This is a genomic window from Streptomyces canarius (assembly GCF_014650735.1).
GTDB lineage: Bacteria > Actinomycetota > Actinomycetes > Streptomycetales > Streptomycetaceae > Streptomyces > Streptomyces olivaceoviridis.
Map to the genome: position 1 here is coordinate 14567 of NZ_BMVN01000033.1, position 14743 is coordinate 29309.

A 14743-nucleotide genomic window follows, 5' to 3' on the forward strand; every position below is an offset into this window, starting at 1 on the left:
CCTCCCCCAGCTCTCGGCTTCGCTCGACCCGGGGGGACCCCCAGACCCCGCTGTCACCGCGGCCCGCCTCACCGCCGTACCCACCGACCGCCCACCATGCCCCCGTTACGTATCAAGGACGCCATGAGCCAGCAGCACCCTGCCGCACCGGCCCGCCACTCCGCCGTCACCGTCGCCGACCGCCGCGACTGGTGGCGGGACGCGGTCATCTACCAGGTCTACCCGCGCAGCTTCGCCGACAGCAACGGCGACGGCATGGGCGACCTGGAGGGCGTACGCTCCCGCCTGCCCTATCTGCGTGACCTCGGCGTCGACGCCGTGTGGCTCAGCCCCTTCTACGCCTCCCCGCAGGCCGACGCCGGCTACGACGTCGCCGACTACCGCGCCGTGGACCCGATGTTCGGCTCGCTGCTGGACGCCGACGCGCTCATCCGCGACGCCCACGCGCACGGCCTGCGCATCATCGTGGACCTGGTCCCGAACCACTCCTCCGACCAGCACGACTGGTTCAAGCGCGCCCTCGCCGAGGGCCCCGGCTCCCCGCTCCGCGAGCGCTACCACTTCCGCCCCGGCAAGGGGGAGAACGGCGAACTCCCGCCCAACGACTGGGAGTCCATCTTCGGCGGCCCGGCCTGGACGCGGGTGGCCGACGGGGAGTGGTACCTGCACCTCTTCGCCCCCGAGCAGCCCGACTTCAACTGGGACCACCCGGCCGTCGGCGACGAGTTCCGCTCCATCCTCCGCTTCTGGCTGGACATGGGCGTGGACGGCTTCCGCATCGACGTCGCCCACGGCCTGGTCAAGGCCGACGGCCTGCCCGACCTCGGCGCCCACGACCAGCTCAAGCTGCTGGGCAACGATGTCATGCCGTTCTTCGACCAGGACGGCGTGCACGAGATCTACCGCCAGTGGCGCACGATCCTCGACGAGTACGCGGACAAAAGGGGGCCCGAAGGGCCTTCGTCGGAAGGGCGGTGGTGGGAGACGGGCGGGCGGATCTTCGTCGCCGAGGCATGGACCCCGACCGTCGAGCGCACCGCCAACTACGTCCGCCCCGACGAACTCCACCAGGCGTTCAACTTCCAGTACCTGAGCACGGAGTGGGACGCGGAGGAGCTGCGGACGGTCATCGACCGCACCCTGGAGGCCATGCGCCCGGTCGGCGCCCCCGCCACCTGGGTGCTGTCCAACCACGACGTCACCCGGCACGCCACCCGCTTCGCCAACCCGCCCGGCCTCGGCACCCAGATCCGCACCGCCGGGGACCGGGAGCTGGGCCTGCGCCGCGCCCGCGCGGCCACCCTCCTGATGCTCGCCCTGCCCGGCTCGGCGTACATCTACCAGGGCGAGGAACTGGGCCTCCCGGACGTCGTGGACCTGCCCGACGAGGTGCGCCAGGACCCGGCGTACTTCCGGGGCGCCGGCCAGGACGGCTTCCGCGACGGCTGCCGGGTCCCGATCCCGTGGACCCGCGAGGGCTCCTCCTACGGCTTCGGCAGCGGCGGCAGCTGGCTGCCGCAGCCCGCCGACTGGGCCGGGCTGAGCGTGGCGGCGCAGACCGGCGCCCCCGGCTCCACGCTGGAGCTGTACCGGGCCGCGCTGCGCGCGCGCCGCGCCCACCCGGACCTCGGCGCGGGGGAGACGGTGGAGTGGCTGCGGGCGCCCGAGGGCGTCCTGGCCTTCCGGCGCGGCGACTTCGTGTGCGTCGCGAACACCACGGGCGAGTCGGTGACGACCCCGTCGTACGGCCGCGTCCTGCTCACCAGCGGCGAGGTGACCGAGGCGGACGGCGAGACCAAGGTGCCCGCCGACACCACCGTCTGGTGGACGACGACGGACTGACAGCCGGACGCGGGGCCGGTTCTGAGGCCCCGTCTGAAAGTTCTTGCATCAAGTTCACAACGGCCCGCTGCCTTTCGGCCAGCGGGCCTTTAACATCTGCGTCACCGCAAGCTTGCTGAAATATTTCAGCAAGCGCCTTCAGCGGTCCCGTTGCCTTCAACGTCGAAGGAACCCCACATGGCACGCAGAACCCTCCCCGCGGCGGTCGCCCTCACAGCCGCCGCTCTGGTTGGCATGACCCCGACGGCCGCCGAGGCCTCCCCGCCCGGCACCAAGGACGTCACCGCCGTCCTCTTCGAGTGGAACTACGCCTCGGTGGCCAAGGAGTGCACCACCGCCCTCGGTCCCGCCGGCTACGGATACGTCCAGGTCTCCCCGCCCGCCGAGCACATACAGGGGGCGCAGTGGTGGACGTCGTACCAGCCCGTGTCCTACAAGATCGCGGGCCGCCTCGGCGACCGCACGGCCTTCCGGAACATGGTGAACACCTGTCACGCGGCCGGTGTGAAGGTCGTCGTGGACACCGTGATCAACCACATGTCGGCCGGCAGCGGCACCGGCACCGGCGGCTCGTCGTACACGAAGTACGACTACCCGGGCCTGTACTCGGTCCACGACTTCGACGACTGCACCTCCCAGGTGTCGAACTACTCCGACCGCTGGAACGTGCAGCACTGCGAACTCGTCGGCCTCGCCGACCTGGACACCGGCGAGGAGTACGTCCGCACGACCATCGCCGGCTACCTGAACGACCTCCTCACCCTCGGCGTCGACGGCTTCCGCATCGACGCGGCCAAGCACATCCCGGCCGGCGACCTGGCGAACATCAAGAGCCGCCTGACCAACCCGTCCGCCTACTGGAAGCAGGAGGTCATCTACGGCGCGGGAGAGGCCGTCCAGCCCTCCGAGTACACCGGCAACGGAGACGTCCAGGAGTTCCGCTACGCCTACGACCTCAAGCGCGTCTTCACCAGCGAGAAGCTGGCCTACCTCACCAACTACGGCGAGGGCTGGGGTTATCTGAACAGCTCGGTCGCGGGCGTCTTCGTCGACAACCACGACACCGAACGCAACGGCAGCACGCTGAACTACAAGAGCGGCGCCGACTACACCCTGGCCAACGTCTTCATGCTCGCCTGGCCGTACGGCGCCCCGGACGTCAACTCCGGCTACGAGTGGTCGGACGCCGACGCCGGTCCGCCCAACGGCGGCCAGGTGAACGCCTGCTGGCAGGACGGCTGGAAGTGCCAGCACGCCTGGCCGGAGATCAAGTCCATGGTCGCCTTCCGTAACGCGACCCGCGGACAGGCGGTCACCAACTGGTGGGACAACGGCAACAACGCGATCGCGTTCGGCCGGGGGACCAAGGGCTACGTGGCGATCAACCACGAGTCCTCGTCCCTGACCCGCACCTACCAGACGTCCCTCCCGGCCGGGACGTACTGCAACGTCCAGAACAACACCCCCGTGGCGGTGAACTCCAGCGGGCAGTTCACCGCCACCCTCGGCTCGAACACGGCCCTCGCGCTCTACGCCGGCAAGTCGAGCTGCTGAGCCCTCGCCTGACGGAGCGTGGAACCTCTTGCGGGAGGTTTCACGCCCCTTGCCGCAAACCCTGAGCCACCCCCGCAAGGAGTCATCACCTGTGATACCGAGATGGCCGGCGCCGCGCAGGCGCCGTACCCCGCACCGTCGACGGGCCGCGGCCGTCACCGCCGTCGCCCTCGCCGCCGCGCTGCTCCAGCCGCTGGCCGCCCACGCGGCCGGCCCGCCCGCGCCCCCCTCGGACGCGCGGCTCGCCGCCGTACCCGCCCGGCACGACGCCACCCGCGAGCAGTTCTACTTCGTCCTGCCGGACCGCTTCGCCAACGGGGACACCTCCAACGACAGGGGCGGCCTGACCGGCTCCCGCCTGTCCACCGGGTACGACCCCACCGACAAGGGCTTCTACCAGGGCGGCGACCTCAAGGGCCTGACGAAGCGGCTGGACTACATCAAGGGGCTCGGCACCACGGCCATCTGGCTGGCGCCGATCTTCAAGAACCGCCCCGTGCAGGGCACCGGCAGCAACGCTTCCGCCGGCTACCACGGTTACTGGATCACCGACTTCACCCAGGTCGACCCGCACTTCGGCACCAACGCCGACCTCAAGTCCCTCATCTCCAAGGCCCACGCCAAGGGCATGAAGGTCTTCTTCGACGTCATCACCAACCACACCGCCGACGTCGTGGACTACGACGAGAAGTCCTACGACTACCTGTCCAAGGGCGCCTTCCCCTACCTCACCAAGGACGGCAAGCCCTTCGACGACGCCGACTACGCCGACGGCGGCCGGCAGTTCCCGGCCGTCTCCGGCGCCTCCTTCCCGTACACCCCGATGGCCACGAGCGGGAGCAAGGTCCCGGCCTGGCTCAACGACCCGACGATGTACCACAACCGGGGCGACTCGACGTACGCCGGCGAGTCCACCACCTACGGCGACTTCTCCGGCCTGGACGACCTGTGGACCGAGCGTCCCGAGGTCGTCCACGGCATGGAGAAGATCTACGAGCGGTGGGTGCGGGACTTCGCCGTCGACGGCTTCCGGATCGACACCGTCAAGCACGTGAACATGGAGTTCTGGACCCAGTGGGCGACCGCGCTGGACCGGTACGCGGCCGGGCACGGACGGAAGAACTTCTTCATGTTCGGCGAGGTCTACTCCGCCGACACCGCCGTCACCTCCCCGTACGTCACCCAGGGCCGCCTGGACGCCACCCTCGACTTCCCCTTCCAGGACGCGGCCCGCGCCTACGCCTCCCAGGGCGGCAGCGCGCGCAAGCTGGCGAGCGTCTTCGGTGACGACTACACGTACACGACCGACAAGGCCAACGCCTACGAACAGGTCACCTTCCTCGGCAACCACGACATGGGCCGCATCGGGTACTTCCTGAAGCAGGACAACCCGAAGGCCACCGACGCCGAGATCCTGAAGAAGGACAGGCTCGCCAACGAGCTGATGTTCCTCAGCCGGGGCAACCCGGTCGTCTACTACGGCGACGAGCAGGGCTTCACCGGCTCCGGCGGCGACAAGGACGCCCGCCAGACCATGTTCGCCTCCCAGGTCGCCGACTACCTCGACGACGACGAGATCGGCACCGACCGCACCCACGCGAGCGCCGCCTACGACACCAAGGCCCCGCTGTACCGGCAGATCGCCGCGCTCGCGGGGCTCCGCAAGGCCAACCCCGCCCTGACCGACGGAGTGCAGACCGAGCGGTACGCGGCCGACGGGCCCGGTGTCTACGCCGTCACGCGCACCGACGCCCGGACGGGCCAGGAGTACGTCGTCGCGTTCAACAACGCCGACTCCGAGAAGACGGCGACCTTCGCGACCGGATCCGCGGACATGGCGTACCGGGGCGTCTACGGGGCCACCGGCTCGGTGACGTCCGACGGCGACAGGAAGGTCACCGTCACCGTCCCGGCCGGTTCCGCCGTCGTCTACAAGGCCGCCGGCACCCTCGACAAGCCGGCCACCAAGCCGCTGATCACCCTGACCGCCCCGGCCGCCGGCGCCACCGGGACGGTCGTCCTCAAGGCCGGCGTCGACGGCGGACAGCTCAACCGGGTCGTCTTCGCCGCCCAGGTCGCAAACGGCACGTGGAAGACGCTCGGCTCCGCCGACCACGCCCCCTACCAGGTCACCCAGACCCTCGGCAAGGACGTGCCCGCCGGCACCGCCCTGCGCTACAAGGCCGTCGTCATCGACTCGGCCGGGCACACCGCGAGCGCCACGGCGAGCAGCACCACCGGCACCCCGCCCGCGCCCGAGGTCCCCACGGCCTCCTCCCGTGACTACGCGATCGTCCACTACCAGCGCACGGACGGCGACTACGCCGACTGGGGCCTGTACGCCTGGGGCGACCTCGCCGACGGCGAGGCCACGAACTGGCCGGCCGGCCACCCCTTCACGGGCCGGGACGCCTACGGCGCCTTCGCCTACGTCAGGCTCAAGCCCGGCGCCTCCACCGTCGGCTTCCTGGTCATCGACAAGGACGGCACCAAGGACGTCTCCGCCGACCGGTCCATCGACGTCACCAGGACGGGTGAGGTGTGGATCGAGCAGGGCAAGGCCGAGGTACGCACCGAACGGCCCGACTATCCCGCCCAGGACAAGTCCAAGGCGGTCCTGCACTACCACCGCGCCGACGGGAACTACGACGGCTGGGGCCTGCACGTCTGGACGGGTGCCGCGCACCCCACCGACTGGTCGGACCCGCTGGAGCCGGTGAAGACTGATGCCTATGGCGCGGTCTTCGAGGTGCCGCTCACCGAGGGTGCCACCAGCCTCAGCTACATCATCCACAAGGGCGACGAGAAGGATCTCCCGGCCGACCAGTCCCTGGACCTCAAGGCCAGCGGCAACGAGGTCTGGCTGGTGAACGGCCAGGAGCAGTACCTGCTGCCCCAGCCGGCCGGCAGCGCCGCCGCGCTGGACCTGACCACCTCCAAGGCGGTCTGGATCGACCGGGACACCGTCGCCTGGAACGGCGTCGACGGCGCCGCCTCCACCCAGCTGCTCTCCTCCCGCGACGGCTCGATCACCGTCAAGAACGGGACGCTGAGCAGTGACGACGAGCACTGGATCCGGCTGGAGAAGACCGCGCTGACCGACGCGCAGAAGGCGAGGTTCCCGCATCTGAGGGACTACACCGCCTGGTCCGTCGACCCGCGCGACCGGGACCGGGTGCGTGCGGCGGTCCGGGGCCAGCTGGTGGCCTCGCAGCGCGCTGCGGGCGGGGCTGTGCTGGCCGCGACCGGCGTGCAGATCGCCGGCGTGCTGGACGACCTGTACCCCGGCGCGACGAAGGCCGCCCTCGGGCCGACCTTCCACGACGGCAGGCCGACCCTCGCGGTCTGGGCACCGACCGCGCAGAGCGTCCACCTCGACCTCGACGGCACGGCCGTGAAGATGCGCCGGGACGACACCACCGGCGTCTGGTCCGTCACCGGCCCGGCCTCCTGGAAGGGCAAGCCCTACCGGTACGTGGTGAAGGTCTGGGCGCCCAGCGTCCGCAAGGTGGTCACCAACGAGGTCACCGACCCGTACTCGGTCGCGCTGACCGCGAACTCCGAACGCAGTCTGGTCGTGGACCTGAACGACCGGTCCCTCGCTCCGGCCGGCTGGTCGGCGCTGCGCAAGCCCAGGGCCGTGCCGCTGAAGGACGCGCAGATCCAGGAGTTGCACATCCGGGACTTCTCCGTAGAGGACCGCACGGCGAAGCACCCAGGGACCTACCTGGCCTTCACGGACAAGGACAGCGACGGCTCGAAGCACCTGCGGGCGCTGGCGCGGGCGGGGACGTCGTACGTCCATCTGTTGCCCGCGTTCGACATCGCCACGATTCCGGAGCGGAAGGCCGATCAGGCGGGTCCGGAGTGTGACCTGGCCTCCTATCCGGCCGATTCCGACCGGCAGCAGGAGTGTGTGGGGAAGTCCGCCGCGAAGGATGCCTACAACTGGGGTTACGACCCGTTCCATTACACGGTCCCGGAGGGTTCCTACGCCACTGATCCGGACGGCACGGCCCGTACCGTCCAGTTCCGCAGGATGGTGCAGTCGCTGAACCAGGACGGGCTGCGGGTCGTGATGGACGTCGTCTACAACCACACGGCGGCGAGCGGGCAGGCGGAGACCAGTGTGCTGGACCGGATCGTGCCGGGCTACTACCAGCGGCTGCTGGCCGACGGCTCGGTGGCGACCAGTACCTGCTGCGCCAACACCGCGCCGGAGAACGCGATGATGGGCAAGCTGGTGGTGGACTCGATCGTCACCTGGGCCAGGCAGTACAAGGTGGACGGGTTCCGCTTCGACCTCATGGGCCACCACCCCAAGGCCAACATCCTGGCCGTCCGCAAGGCGCTGGACGCGCTGACCGTGCAGAAGGACGGCGTCGACGGCAAGAGGATCATTCTGTACGGGGAGGGCTGGAACTTCGGCGAGGTCGCGGGCGACGCCCGGTTCGTGCAGGCCACGCAGGCCAACATGGCCGGCACCGGCATCGCCACCTTCTCCGACCGTGCCCGGGACGCGGTGCGCGGCGGGAGCCCCTTCGACGCCGACCCCGGCGTCCAGGGCTTCGCCTCCGGCCTCTACACCGACCCCAACACGTCCACGGCCAACGGCAGCAAGGAGGAGCAGAAGGCCCGGCTGCTGCACTACCAGGACCTGATCAAGGTCGGTCTGACCGGCAACCTGGCCGAATACCGGTTCACGGACACCGACGGCACGGAGGTGACCGGCGCCGGGGTCGACTACAACGGAGCACCCGCCGGGTACGCGGCAGCGCCCGGCGACGCCCTCGCCTACGTCGACGCGCACGACAACGAGTCCCTCTTCGACGCACTCACCTACAAGCTGCCCAAGGACACGACCGCGCCCGACCGGGCCCGGATGCAGGTCCTGGCGATGGCCACGGCCGCCCTCTCCCAGGGCCCGGCGCTCTCCCAGGCCGGCACCGACCTGCTGCGCTCCAAGTCCCTGGACCGCAACTCGTTCGACAGCGGGGACTGGTTCAACGCCATCCACTGGAACTGCGCCGACGGCAACGGCTTCGGGCGCGGACTGCCCCCGGCCGCCGACAACGCCTCCAAGTGGGACTACGCCCGGCCGCTGCTCACGAGCGTGAAGGTCGGTTGTGAGCAGATCACCGGCGCCTCGGCCGCCTACCGGGACCTGCTGAAGATCCGCACCACCGAGAAGGCGTTCTCGCTCGGAACGGCCGCGCGGGTGCAGGAACAGCTGTCGTTCCCGCTGTCCGGGAAGGACGAGACACCGGGTGTGATCACCATGCGCCTCGGTGACCTGGTGGTGGTGTTCAACGCGACGCCCGCAACACAGGAGCAGCGGATCGCCGCGCTGGCCGGGGAGCACTACCGGCTGCATCCGGTGCAGGCGTCGGGGGCGGACCCGGTCGTGAAGACCGCGGCGTTCGCCCCGGACTCGGGGACGTTCGCCGTCCCCGGCCGTACCGTGGCGGTCTTCACCCGGCGGTGACGTGCGGGCACCGGTGAGGTGGGGCGGCCCCCGCCCGGGGTCCGCCCCACCTCACCGCAGGGAGGCGCCCGGACCGGGGCGGCGGCACCCGGGCTAGGGTGACACCGTTGCCCGGGAACAGGAGTGAGCCCCATGCCGCAGATCACCGTCGACTACTCCGCCGTGATGACTCCGGCCTTCGACCGCGCCGGCTTCGCCCGCGCCCTGCACACGGCGACCGTCGAGATCGCGGACGCGAAGCCGGAAGCGTGCAAGACGCAGTTCCGGCCCAGCGCGCTCACGGCGTTCGGTTACGAGGACCCCGAGGAGCAGCGGCACGCCGTCGTCCACGTCACGATCGGCCTGCTCGCCGGCCGCACGGAGGAGACCAAGACGCGCCTGACCGAGGCCGTCCTCGAACTGCTGCGCGAGCACGTGCGCGACGACGGGTTCGTCCTGCACGCCTCCGCCGAGGTGCGCGACCTCGCTGCCTCCTACCGGAAGTTCGAGCGCTAGGTTCGCCGCCCGCCGGTGCTCATAGGCCGGTGGCCAGGTTCGCCCAGACCGCGTTGCCCCCGGTGAGCGGCGAAGGGACGACTCCCCAGCTGTCCGCGATCTCCTGCACGAGCAGCAGTCCTCGGCCGCCCTCGTCGTCGGGACCCGGCACGCGGCGGGGCAGGCGGCGGCCCGAGTCGTCCCGGTCGTGCACCTCCAGGCGCAGGCCGGCGTCCGACAGCAGACGGATACCGCACAGGATGCGCAGGCTGAGGGTGTGCAGTACCGCGTTGGTGGCCAGCTCGGACACCAGGAGCACGGCGTTCGCGCAGGCGTCTTCGGGCACCCGCCAGTTGGAGAGCCGTGCGCTGACGAAACGCCGCGCCGTTCTGACGCTCGTGCGGTGACCCGGCAGTTCGAGCCAGTGCGCGCGGTCGGTGTTCGCTCCGCCCAGGTGCCGGAGTGAGGAAGTCGTGTGGGGGGACACGGCGGTCGCCTTCCATGGAGGGGCGCGATAAACGACGCGTTCACCAACTGGCCCTACCGGTATGGATGTTGGCGCGTGTGCGTCTCGTGTGACGGGGGCTTCGTCACACAAGTAACTATGCTCGCGGACTAGTTCACACTGCAACTGCCTCCCTGATAATTTCAGCCGGACGTGATCCGGTCCGATCGACGCATCACATCGCCATATCCTCGGTCCTGGTGACGAACTCTCAGGAGGCAGGGCAGCATGAACGAGGTACGCGCGGGCGCCGGCAGCAGTGCACCCACCGTTCTCCGCATGATCCTCGGCCGACGGTTGCAGGACATGCGCCTCGGCGCGGGCGTCTCCCTGGACGACGCGGCCAGGGCCCTGCGGGTGAAGCCCCTGACCATCCGCCGGCTGGAGAAGGCCGAGGTCGGTCTGAAGATCCTCTACGTCGAGAAGCTGCTCCAGACCTACGGCGCCGACCAGCAGGAGATCGACGAGTTCGTCGCCCTCGCCGAACGGGCCAACGAGCCGGGCTGGTGGCACCCGTACCGCGATGTGGTACCCGCCTGGTTCACGGCCTACGTGAGCCTGGAGACCGGTGCGAAGGTGCTGCGGACCTACGAGCCGCACTACGTCACCGGGCTGCTGCAAACGCCCGCCTACGCCCGGGCGACCCTGGGCGGCGGCTTCCCGAACGACACCTCCGAGGACCTCGATCGGCGCGTCGACCTGCGGCTGCGCCGCCAGAGCCTGCTGGAGAAGCCCGACGCGCCCACCCTCTGGGTGGTGATGGAGGAGACCGTGCTGCACCGGGTCGTGGGCGGGCCCGAGGTGATGCGGGAGCAGATCGACCGGCTGCTCGAAGTCTCGGAACTGGAGCACGTCAGCCTCGACATCGTGCCCTTCTCGGCGTGCGCGCACGTCGGGGCGTGCGCTCCCTTCACCTACTTCCGGTTCGAGGAGCCGGAACTGCCCGACATCGTCTACAGCGAGCTCCTCTCCGCCGCCGTGTACCTCGACCAGCGCTCCGACGTCGTGGCGCATCTGGAGGCGCACAACCGCATGTCGCTGCTGACCTCGTCCGCGGACAGCAGGGCGCTCTTGGACCGCATGCGCAAGGAGTACTCATGACCATCGCCGAGGGCAGTGTCTACAACGGGATGCCCGCCTCGGACCTGGGGGACCAGGGCTGGGAGTGCCCGTGGAGCGGCCCCAACGGGGGCCAGTGCGTGGAGACGAAGCGACTCGCCGACGGACGCGTGGCCGTGCGGCAGTCGACGGATCCCGACGGTCCCGCGCTGATCTACACGCCGGAAGAGATCACGGCGTTCGTCACGGGGGTCAAGAGAGGCCTGGCCGACCACCTGACGGCCCACTGACCCGGACAGCCGACGCACCCCCCACCGAAAGGGACAGGATGACCAGCTCGCAGCCCACACGGAGTATCGACACCAGCAGGCCGCACTCCGCCCGCATGTACGACTACTACCTCGGCGGCAAGGACCACTTCGAGGTCGACAAGCAGGCCGCCGAACGCGTGGCCGAGGCGTATCCCGCCATCTTCGTGTGCGCCCGTGAGAACCGGGCCTTCATGCACCGGGCCACCCGCGTCCTCGCCCGGGAACACGGCATCCGCCAGTGGCTGGACATCGGCACCGGCATCCCCACCGAGCCCAACCTGCACCAGGTGGCCCAGTCCGTGGTCCCCGACGCCCGGGTGGTCTACGCCGACAACGACCCGCTCGTCCTCAAGTACGCCGAGCGCCTCATGCGCAGCACCCGCGAGGGCCGTACGACGTACATAGAGGCGGACGTCAACAACATCGACACGCTGCTGGACTCCGCCGAGCTCACCGCGGTACTGGACCTGAGCCGGCCCGTGGCGCTGTCCCTGAACGCCCTCATGCACTTCGTCACCGACGCCCAGGACCCGTACGGCATCGTCCGTCGCCTGCTCGGCATCCTGCCCTCCGGCAGCGCCCTGGCGCTCAGCCACTGCACGCCCGACTTCGACCCGGACACCTGGCAGAAGGTCACCGACATCTACACCTCCGCGGGCACCCCGGTGCAGTTCCGCTCCCGTGCGCAGGTCACCCGCTTCTTCGACGGGCTCGAACTCCTCGACCCGGGCGTCACCGTGGGCCACCACTGGCGCCCCGACACCACCCGGACCGGTTCCGACACCCCCACGGACGCCGAGGTCAGCCTGTGGACGGGGGTGGGCATCAAGCCCTAGGAGGCGAGCGCTATCAGCCGGCCGACCAGTTCGCCGAGCGGACTCTCGGCCGGCTCCTCCTTGAGGGTGCCGCGCAGGACCGCCGCCATCTCCTCGTCGTAGGCGGCGCTGACGGCGGCGAGCGCCGCGAAGTCGTGGACGAGCTGCCGTTCCAGCTCGGCGCGCGGGATGCGCCGGCCGTCCAGCCAGATCAGCGCCGTGGACTCGGCGAGCGAGATCCAGGAGCGGACGACCAGCTCCAGGCGCGGGGAGGCCTCGGTCACGCCCAGGTGGGACAGGATCTGGTCGTACGCGGCCTGCCGGACGGAGTCGACGAGCGCGTTGGTGGTCGTGGAGCCGACCGCCGGGCCGCCGCGCATCAGGGCCGAGAAACCGGGGCCGTGCTCGTCCACGAAGTCGAAGAAGCGGCCCATCACCCGCAGCAGCCGGGCACCCAGCGGACCCTCGTGCGGCTCGGCGAAACGGCTCGCGAGATCCTCCGACGCACGCTCCAACGCGGCCTCGTACAGGCTGAGTTTGCCCGGGAAGTAGTGGTAGACGAGCGGCCGGGAGATGCCCGCCGCCGAGGCTATCTCGTCGATGGAGACCTCGTCGGGCGAGCGTCGGCTGAACAGGTCGAGGGCGACGCCGATCAGCTGCTGCCGACGTTCCTCGACACCCATCCTGCGGCGCACCCCGGTACTCATACGAACACTTTACCGATTGGTTCCGGCCGCTCGTGAGCTCCTGCCGGCTAGCGCAGCCCGCCGATCTCCCGGCCGTCCGTCAGGGTCCCCTTCAGGTCCGCCCGCGCGCCCTGCTCGGCCTTGACGGCGAGCAGCGGTCCCGGCGCGGACGCCGTGACCCCGCCCGTCGCGGAGACCGACGACGTCCCCTCGCTGCCCGCCGCCAGCAGGTACCAGGTCCCCGCCGACGACTTCCACAGCACCCCGGCCAGCACATGAGGATCACGCGGTCCACAGGCCGGCACATCCGTGCCCTTGGCGACGACCGCCCCGGCCGCCCCGCCCGGTGTGCGGAACTGGGCCAGCGCGGCCGTGCCGTCGCCGCGCCAGGTCTCCGCCCGGGTGCACACCCACGCGCCGAGCCCGGTGCCTTCGGGCAGCGGCTGCTCGGCGTACGCCCAGGCGTTGACGCTCCGGATGCCCGACGAGCGCTCGGCCGCCAGGGAGCAGGCGAACGGCGCCCAGGTGCGCAGGCCCCGCGGGCCGGACGCCTCCCCGGGCGCACCGGGCCGGCCGGCCGTGAGGTGGGCCGGGACCAGCTCGCCGAGGTCGGTGGTGAGCCGGGTGCCGGAGGCGTCGGTCAGCTGGAGCACGGTCCACGAGGCGCAGCCGCCGGTCCGCACGGCGGGGCTGGCCAGCGGCGCGGTGACGCCGTCGGCGAGGGTGAGCGGCGTCGCGCCCGCGTCCGGCTTCGTCAGGTCCCGCTGCGCCGCCCTCGTCACCCACGGGGCGGTCAGGTAGCGGACGTTGCCGTCGGAGCGGCCCAGCACCAGCGCGCTCGCCCCGGCGCCCGTCGCGCCGTCGACCCGGGCGAAGTCCAGCGCCGCGCCCCGCGTGCCGTTCTTCGGCTCGGCGTAGCGGGCGATGCGCAGGCCGTCGTAGAGGACCACCACCCGGGCGGCGTCGACCTCGCCCGCGTACAGCAACTGGGGCGGGCCGGCCGGGCCGCCGGTCTGCGTGCCCGGGGTCGCCGAGACGCGGACCGCTTCCCCGGGGCGGGCCCAGACGGCGAGGGCGCGGCGCAGCAGGGCCTTGTCGCCGGTGAGCGGGCCGCGCGCGGGCCACACGGAGAAGTCGGTCCGGGCCGAGGTCCGCCAGGCGGTCGGGGAGACCCGGACCACCTTGCCGGGGTCGAGGGCGGCCTCGGCGGCCGGGTTTCCGGCGTAGGCGGGCGCGGCGGCGCCGTCGGGGCCCCAGCCGCCGCCCGGCAGGGCGACCAGCGCGCCGCACACCGCGAGCGCCGCCGCGGCGGCGAGGGCGGCCTTGGTGTGCTGGCGGCGGCGCATCAGATCGGTGGGCCGGGCCTGGAGCGAGCAGGGGTCGAACTCGGGTGAGGAGAGCAGCCCCGGCTGCATGGGCACACTGTTCGCCGAGGCCAGCGCGCCGCCCGGGTCGGCGACCCCGGCGGCGTCGAGCAGGTCGCGGATGTCCGGGTCGGGCAGCTTCTCCAGGCCGCGCAGGACGTAGGCGGCGCGGGCCGGGCCGGACAGGGCGGACAGCCGCTGGTCCAAGGCGAGTTCGTCGGCGCCGCCGGAGCGCGGGAACAGCTTCAGGCCCCACACCTGCGGCAGCGGCGCAGGGAGCTGGGAGAGCCGGGTCAGGCCCTTGCGGGGGCGGGCCGCCTCCAGGGCCGTGCGCAGGACCCGCTCGCGCAGGTAGGCGTACCCGGGGTCGCCCTCCCGGCCGGCGGCCTGGGCCGGGATCACGGACGGCTGTCTGCGGCCCCGGGGCAGGGCGCGCTGGGCGAGGGCGTGTGCGGTCAGGACCCGGCGGCTGCGGCCGAGGCCCGGCGGCAGCACCAGGTAGGCGAGCCGGACCAGCCGGGGGTAGTGCTCGACGAGCGCGGCCTCGGCCTGCTCGACGTCGACCGGGCCCGCGCTCCCGGCGGGGGAGGGTGCGTGACGCTGGGACACATCCTGTGACTGCACGTCCGGGAGAACGAGCGAGCCGGT

10 protein-coding genes are annotated in these 14743 nt (G+C 71.2%); 7 read left to right on the top strand and 3 right to left on the bottom strand.

Annotated features, from left to right (window positions below):
* Positions 1-123 precede the first annotated feature (123 nt).
* From IE294_RS33335 to IE294_RS33350, 4 genes are all read left to right on the top strand, one after another.
* Entirely contained in the window at positions 124-1842 is a 1719-nt protein-coding gene (locus tag IE294_RS33335) for a glycoside hydrolase family 13 protein (protein WP_189892345.1), read from the top strand.
* 177 nt (positions 1843-2019) lie between these two features.
* Complete coding sequence (locus IE294_RS33340; RefSeq protein ID WP_189892347.1) at positions 2020-3396, top strand: alpha-amylase; 1377 nt, start codon at positions 2020-2022, stop codon at positions 3394-3396.
* A gap of 91 nt (positions 3397-3487) precedes the next feature.
* Positions 3488-8881: a pullulanase-type alpha-1,6-glucosidase gene (pulA, locus tag IE294_RS33345; protein ID WP_189892349.1), complete on the top strand. Its 5394-nt coding sequence runs from the start codon at positions 3488-3490 to the stop codon at positions 8879-8881.
* A 132-nt stretch (positions 8882-9013) separates the two neighbouring features.
* On the top strand, positions 9014-9376 hold the full coding sequence (locus tag IE294_RS33350; protein WP_189892351.1) for a 5-carboxymethyl-2-hydroxymuconate Delta-isomerase: 363 nt from the start codon (positions 9014-9016) through the stop codon (positions 9374-9376).
* Positions 9377-9395: 19 nt separating this feature from the next.
* Here the strand turns inward: IE294_RS33350 and IE294_RS33355 are convergent, their stop codons facing one another.
* Complete coding sequence (locus IE294_RS33355) at positions 9396-9842, bottom strand: ATP-binding protein (protein WP_189892353.1); 447 nt, start codon at positions 9840-9842, stop codon at positions 9396-9398.
* A 246-nt stretch (positions 9843-10088) separates the two neighbouring features.
* On the opposite strand from IE294_RS33355, the gene IE294_RS33360 reads away from it, so the two are divergent.
* From IE294_RS33360 to IE294_RS33370, 3 genes are read left to right on the top strand one after another with little or no spacing between them, the layout of a single operon-like run.
* Positions 10089-10961 (top strand): Sco1979 family transcriptional regulator, encoded by an 873-nt coding sequence (locus IE294_RS33360; RefSeq protein ID WP_189892355.1) that lies wholly within the window; start codon positions 10089-10091, stop codon positions 10959-10961.
* Positions 10958-11209 (top strand): DUF397 domain-containing protein, encoded by a 252-nt coding sequence (locus tag IE294_RS33365; protein ID WP_014672316.1) that lies wholly within the window; start codon positions 10958-10960, stop codon positions 11207-11209. The genes IE294_RS33360 and IE294_RS33365 overlap by 4 nt, the downstream gene beginning before the upstream one ends.
* A gap of 38 nt (positions 11210-11247) precedes the next feature.
* On the top strand, positions 11248-12066 hold the full coding sequence (locus IE294_RS33370) for an SAM-dependent methyltransferase (RefSeq protein WP_189892357.1): 819 nt from the start codon (positions 11248-11250) through the stop codon (positions 12064-12066).
* Here IE294_RS33370 and IE294_RS33375 read toward each other — a convergent pair.
* Positions 12063-12752, bottom strand: coding sequence for a TetR/AcrR family transcriptional regulator (locus tag IE294_RS33375; protein WP_229917538.1), 690 nt, complete (start codon positions 12750-12752; stop codon positions 12063-12065). The two genes, IE294_RS33370 and IE294_RS33375, sit on opposite strands and share 4 nt — an antisense overlap.
* 47 nt (positions 12753-12799) lie before the next feature.
* The gene (locus IE294_RS33380; protein WP_189892358.1) at positions 12800-14719 is read right to left on the bottom strand and encodes a hypothetical protein; all 1920 of its coding nucleotides are present in this window, start codon (positions 14717-14719) and stop codon (positions 12800-12802) included.
* Positions 14720-14743 lie beyond the last annotated feature (24 nt).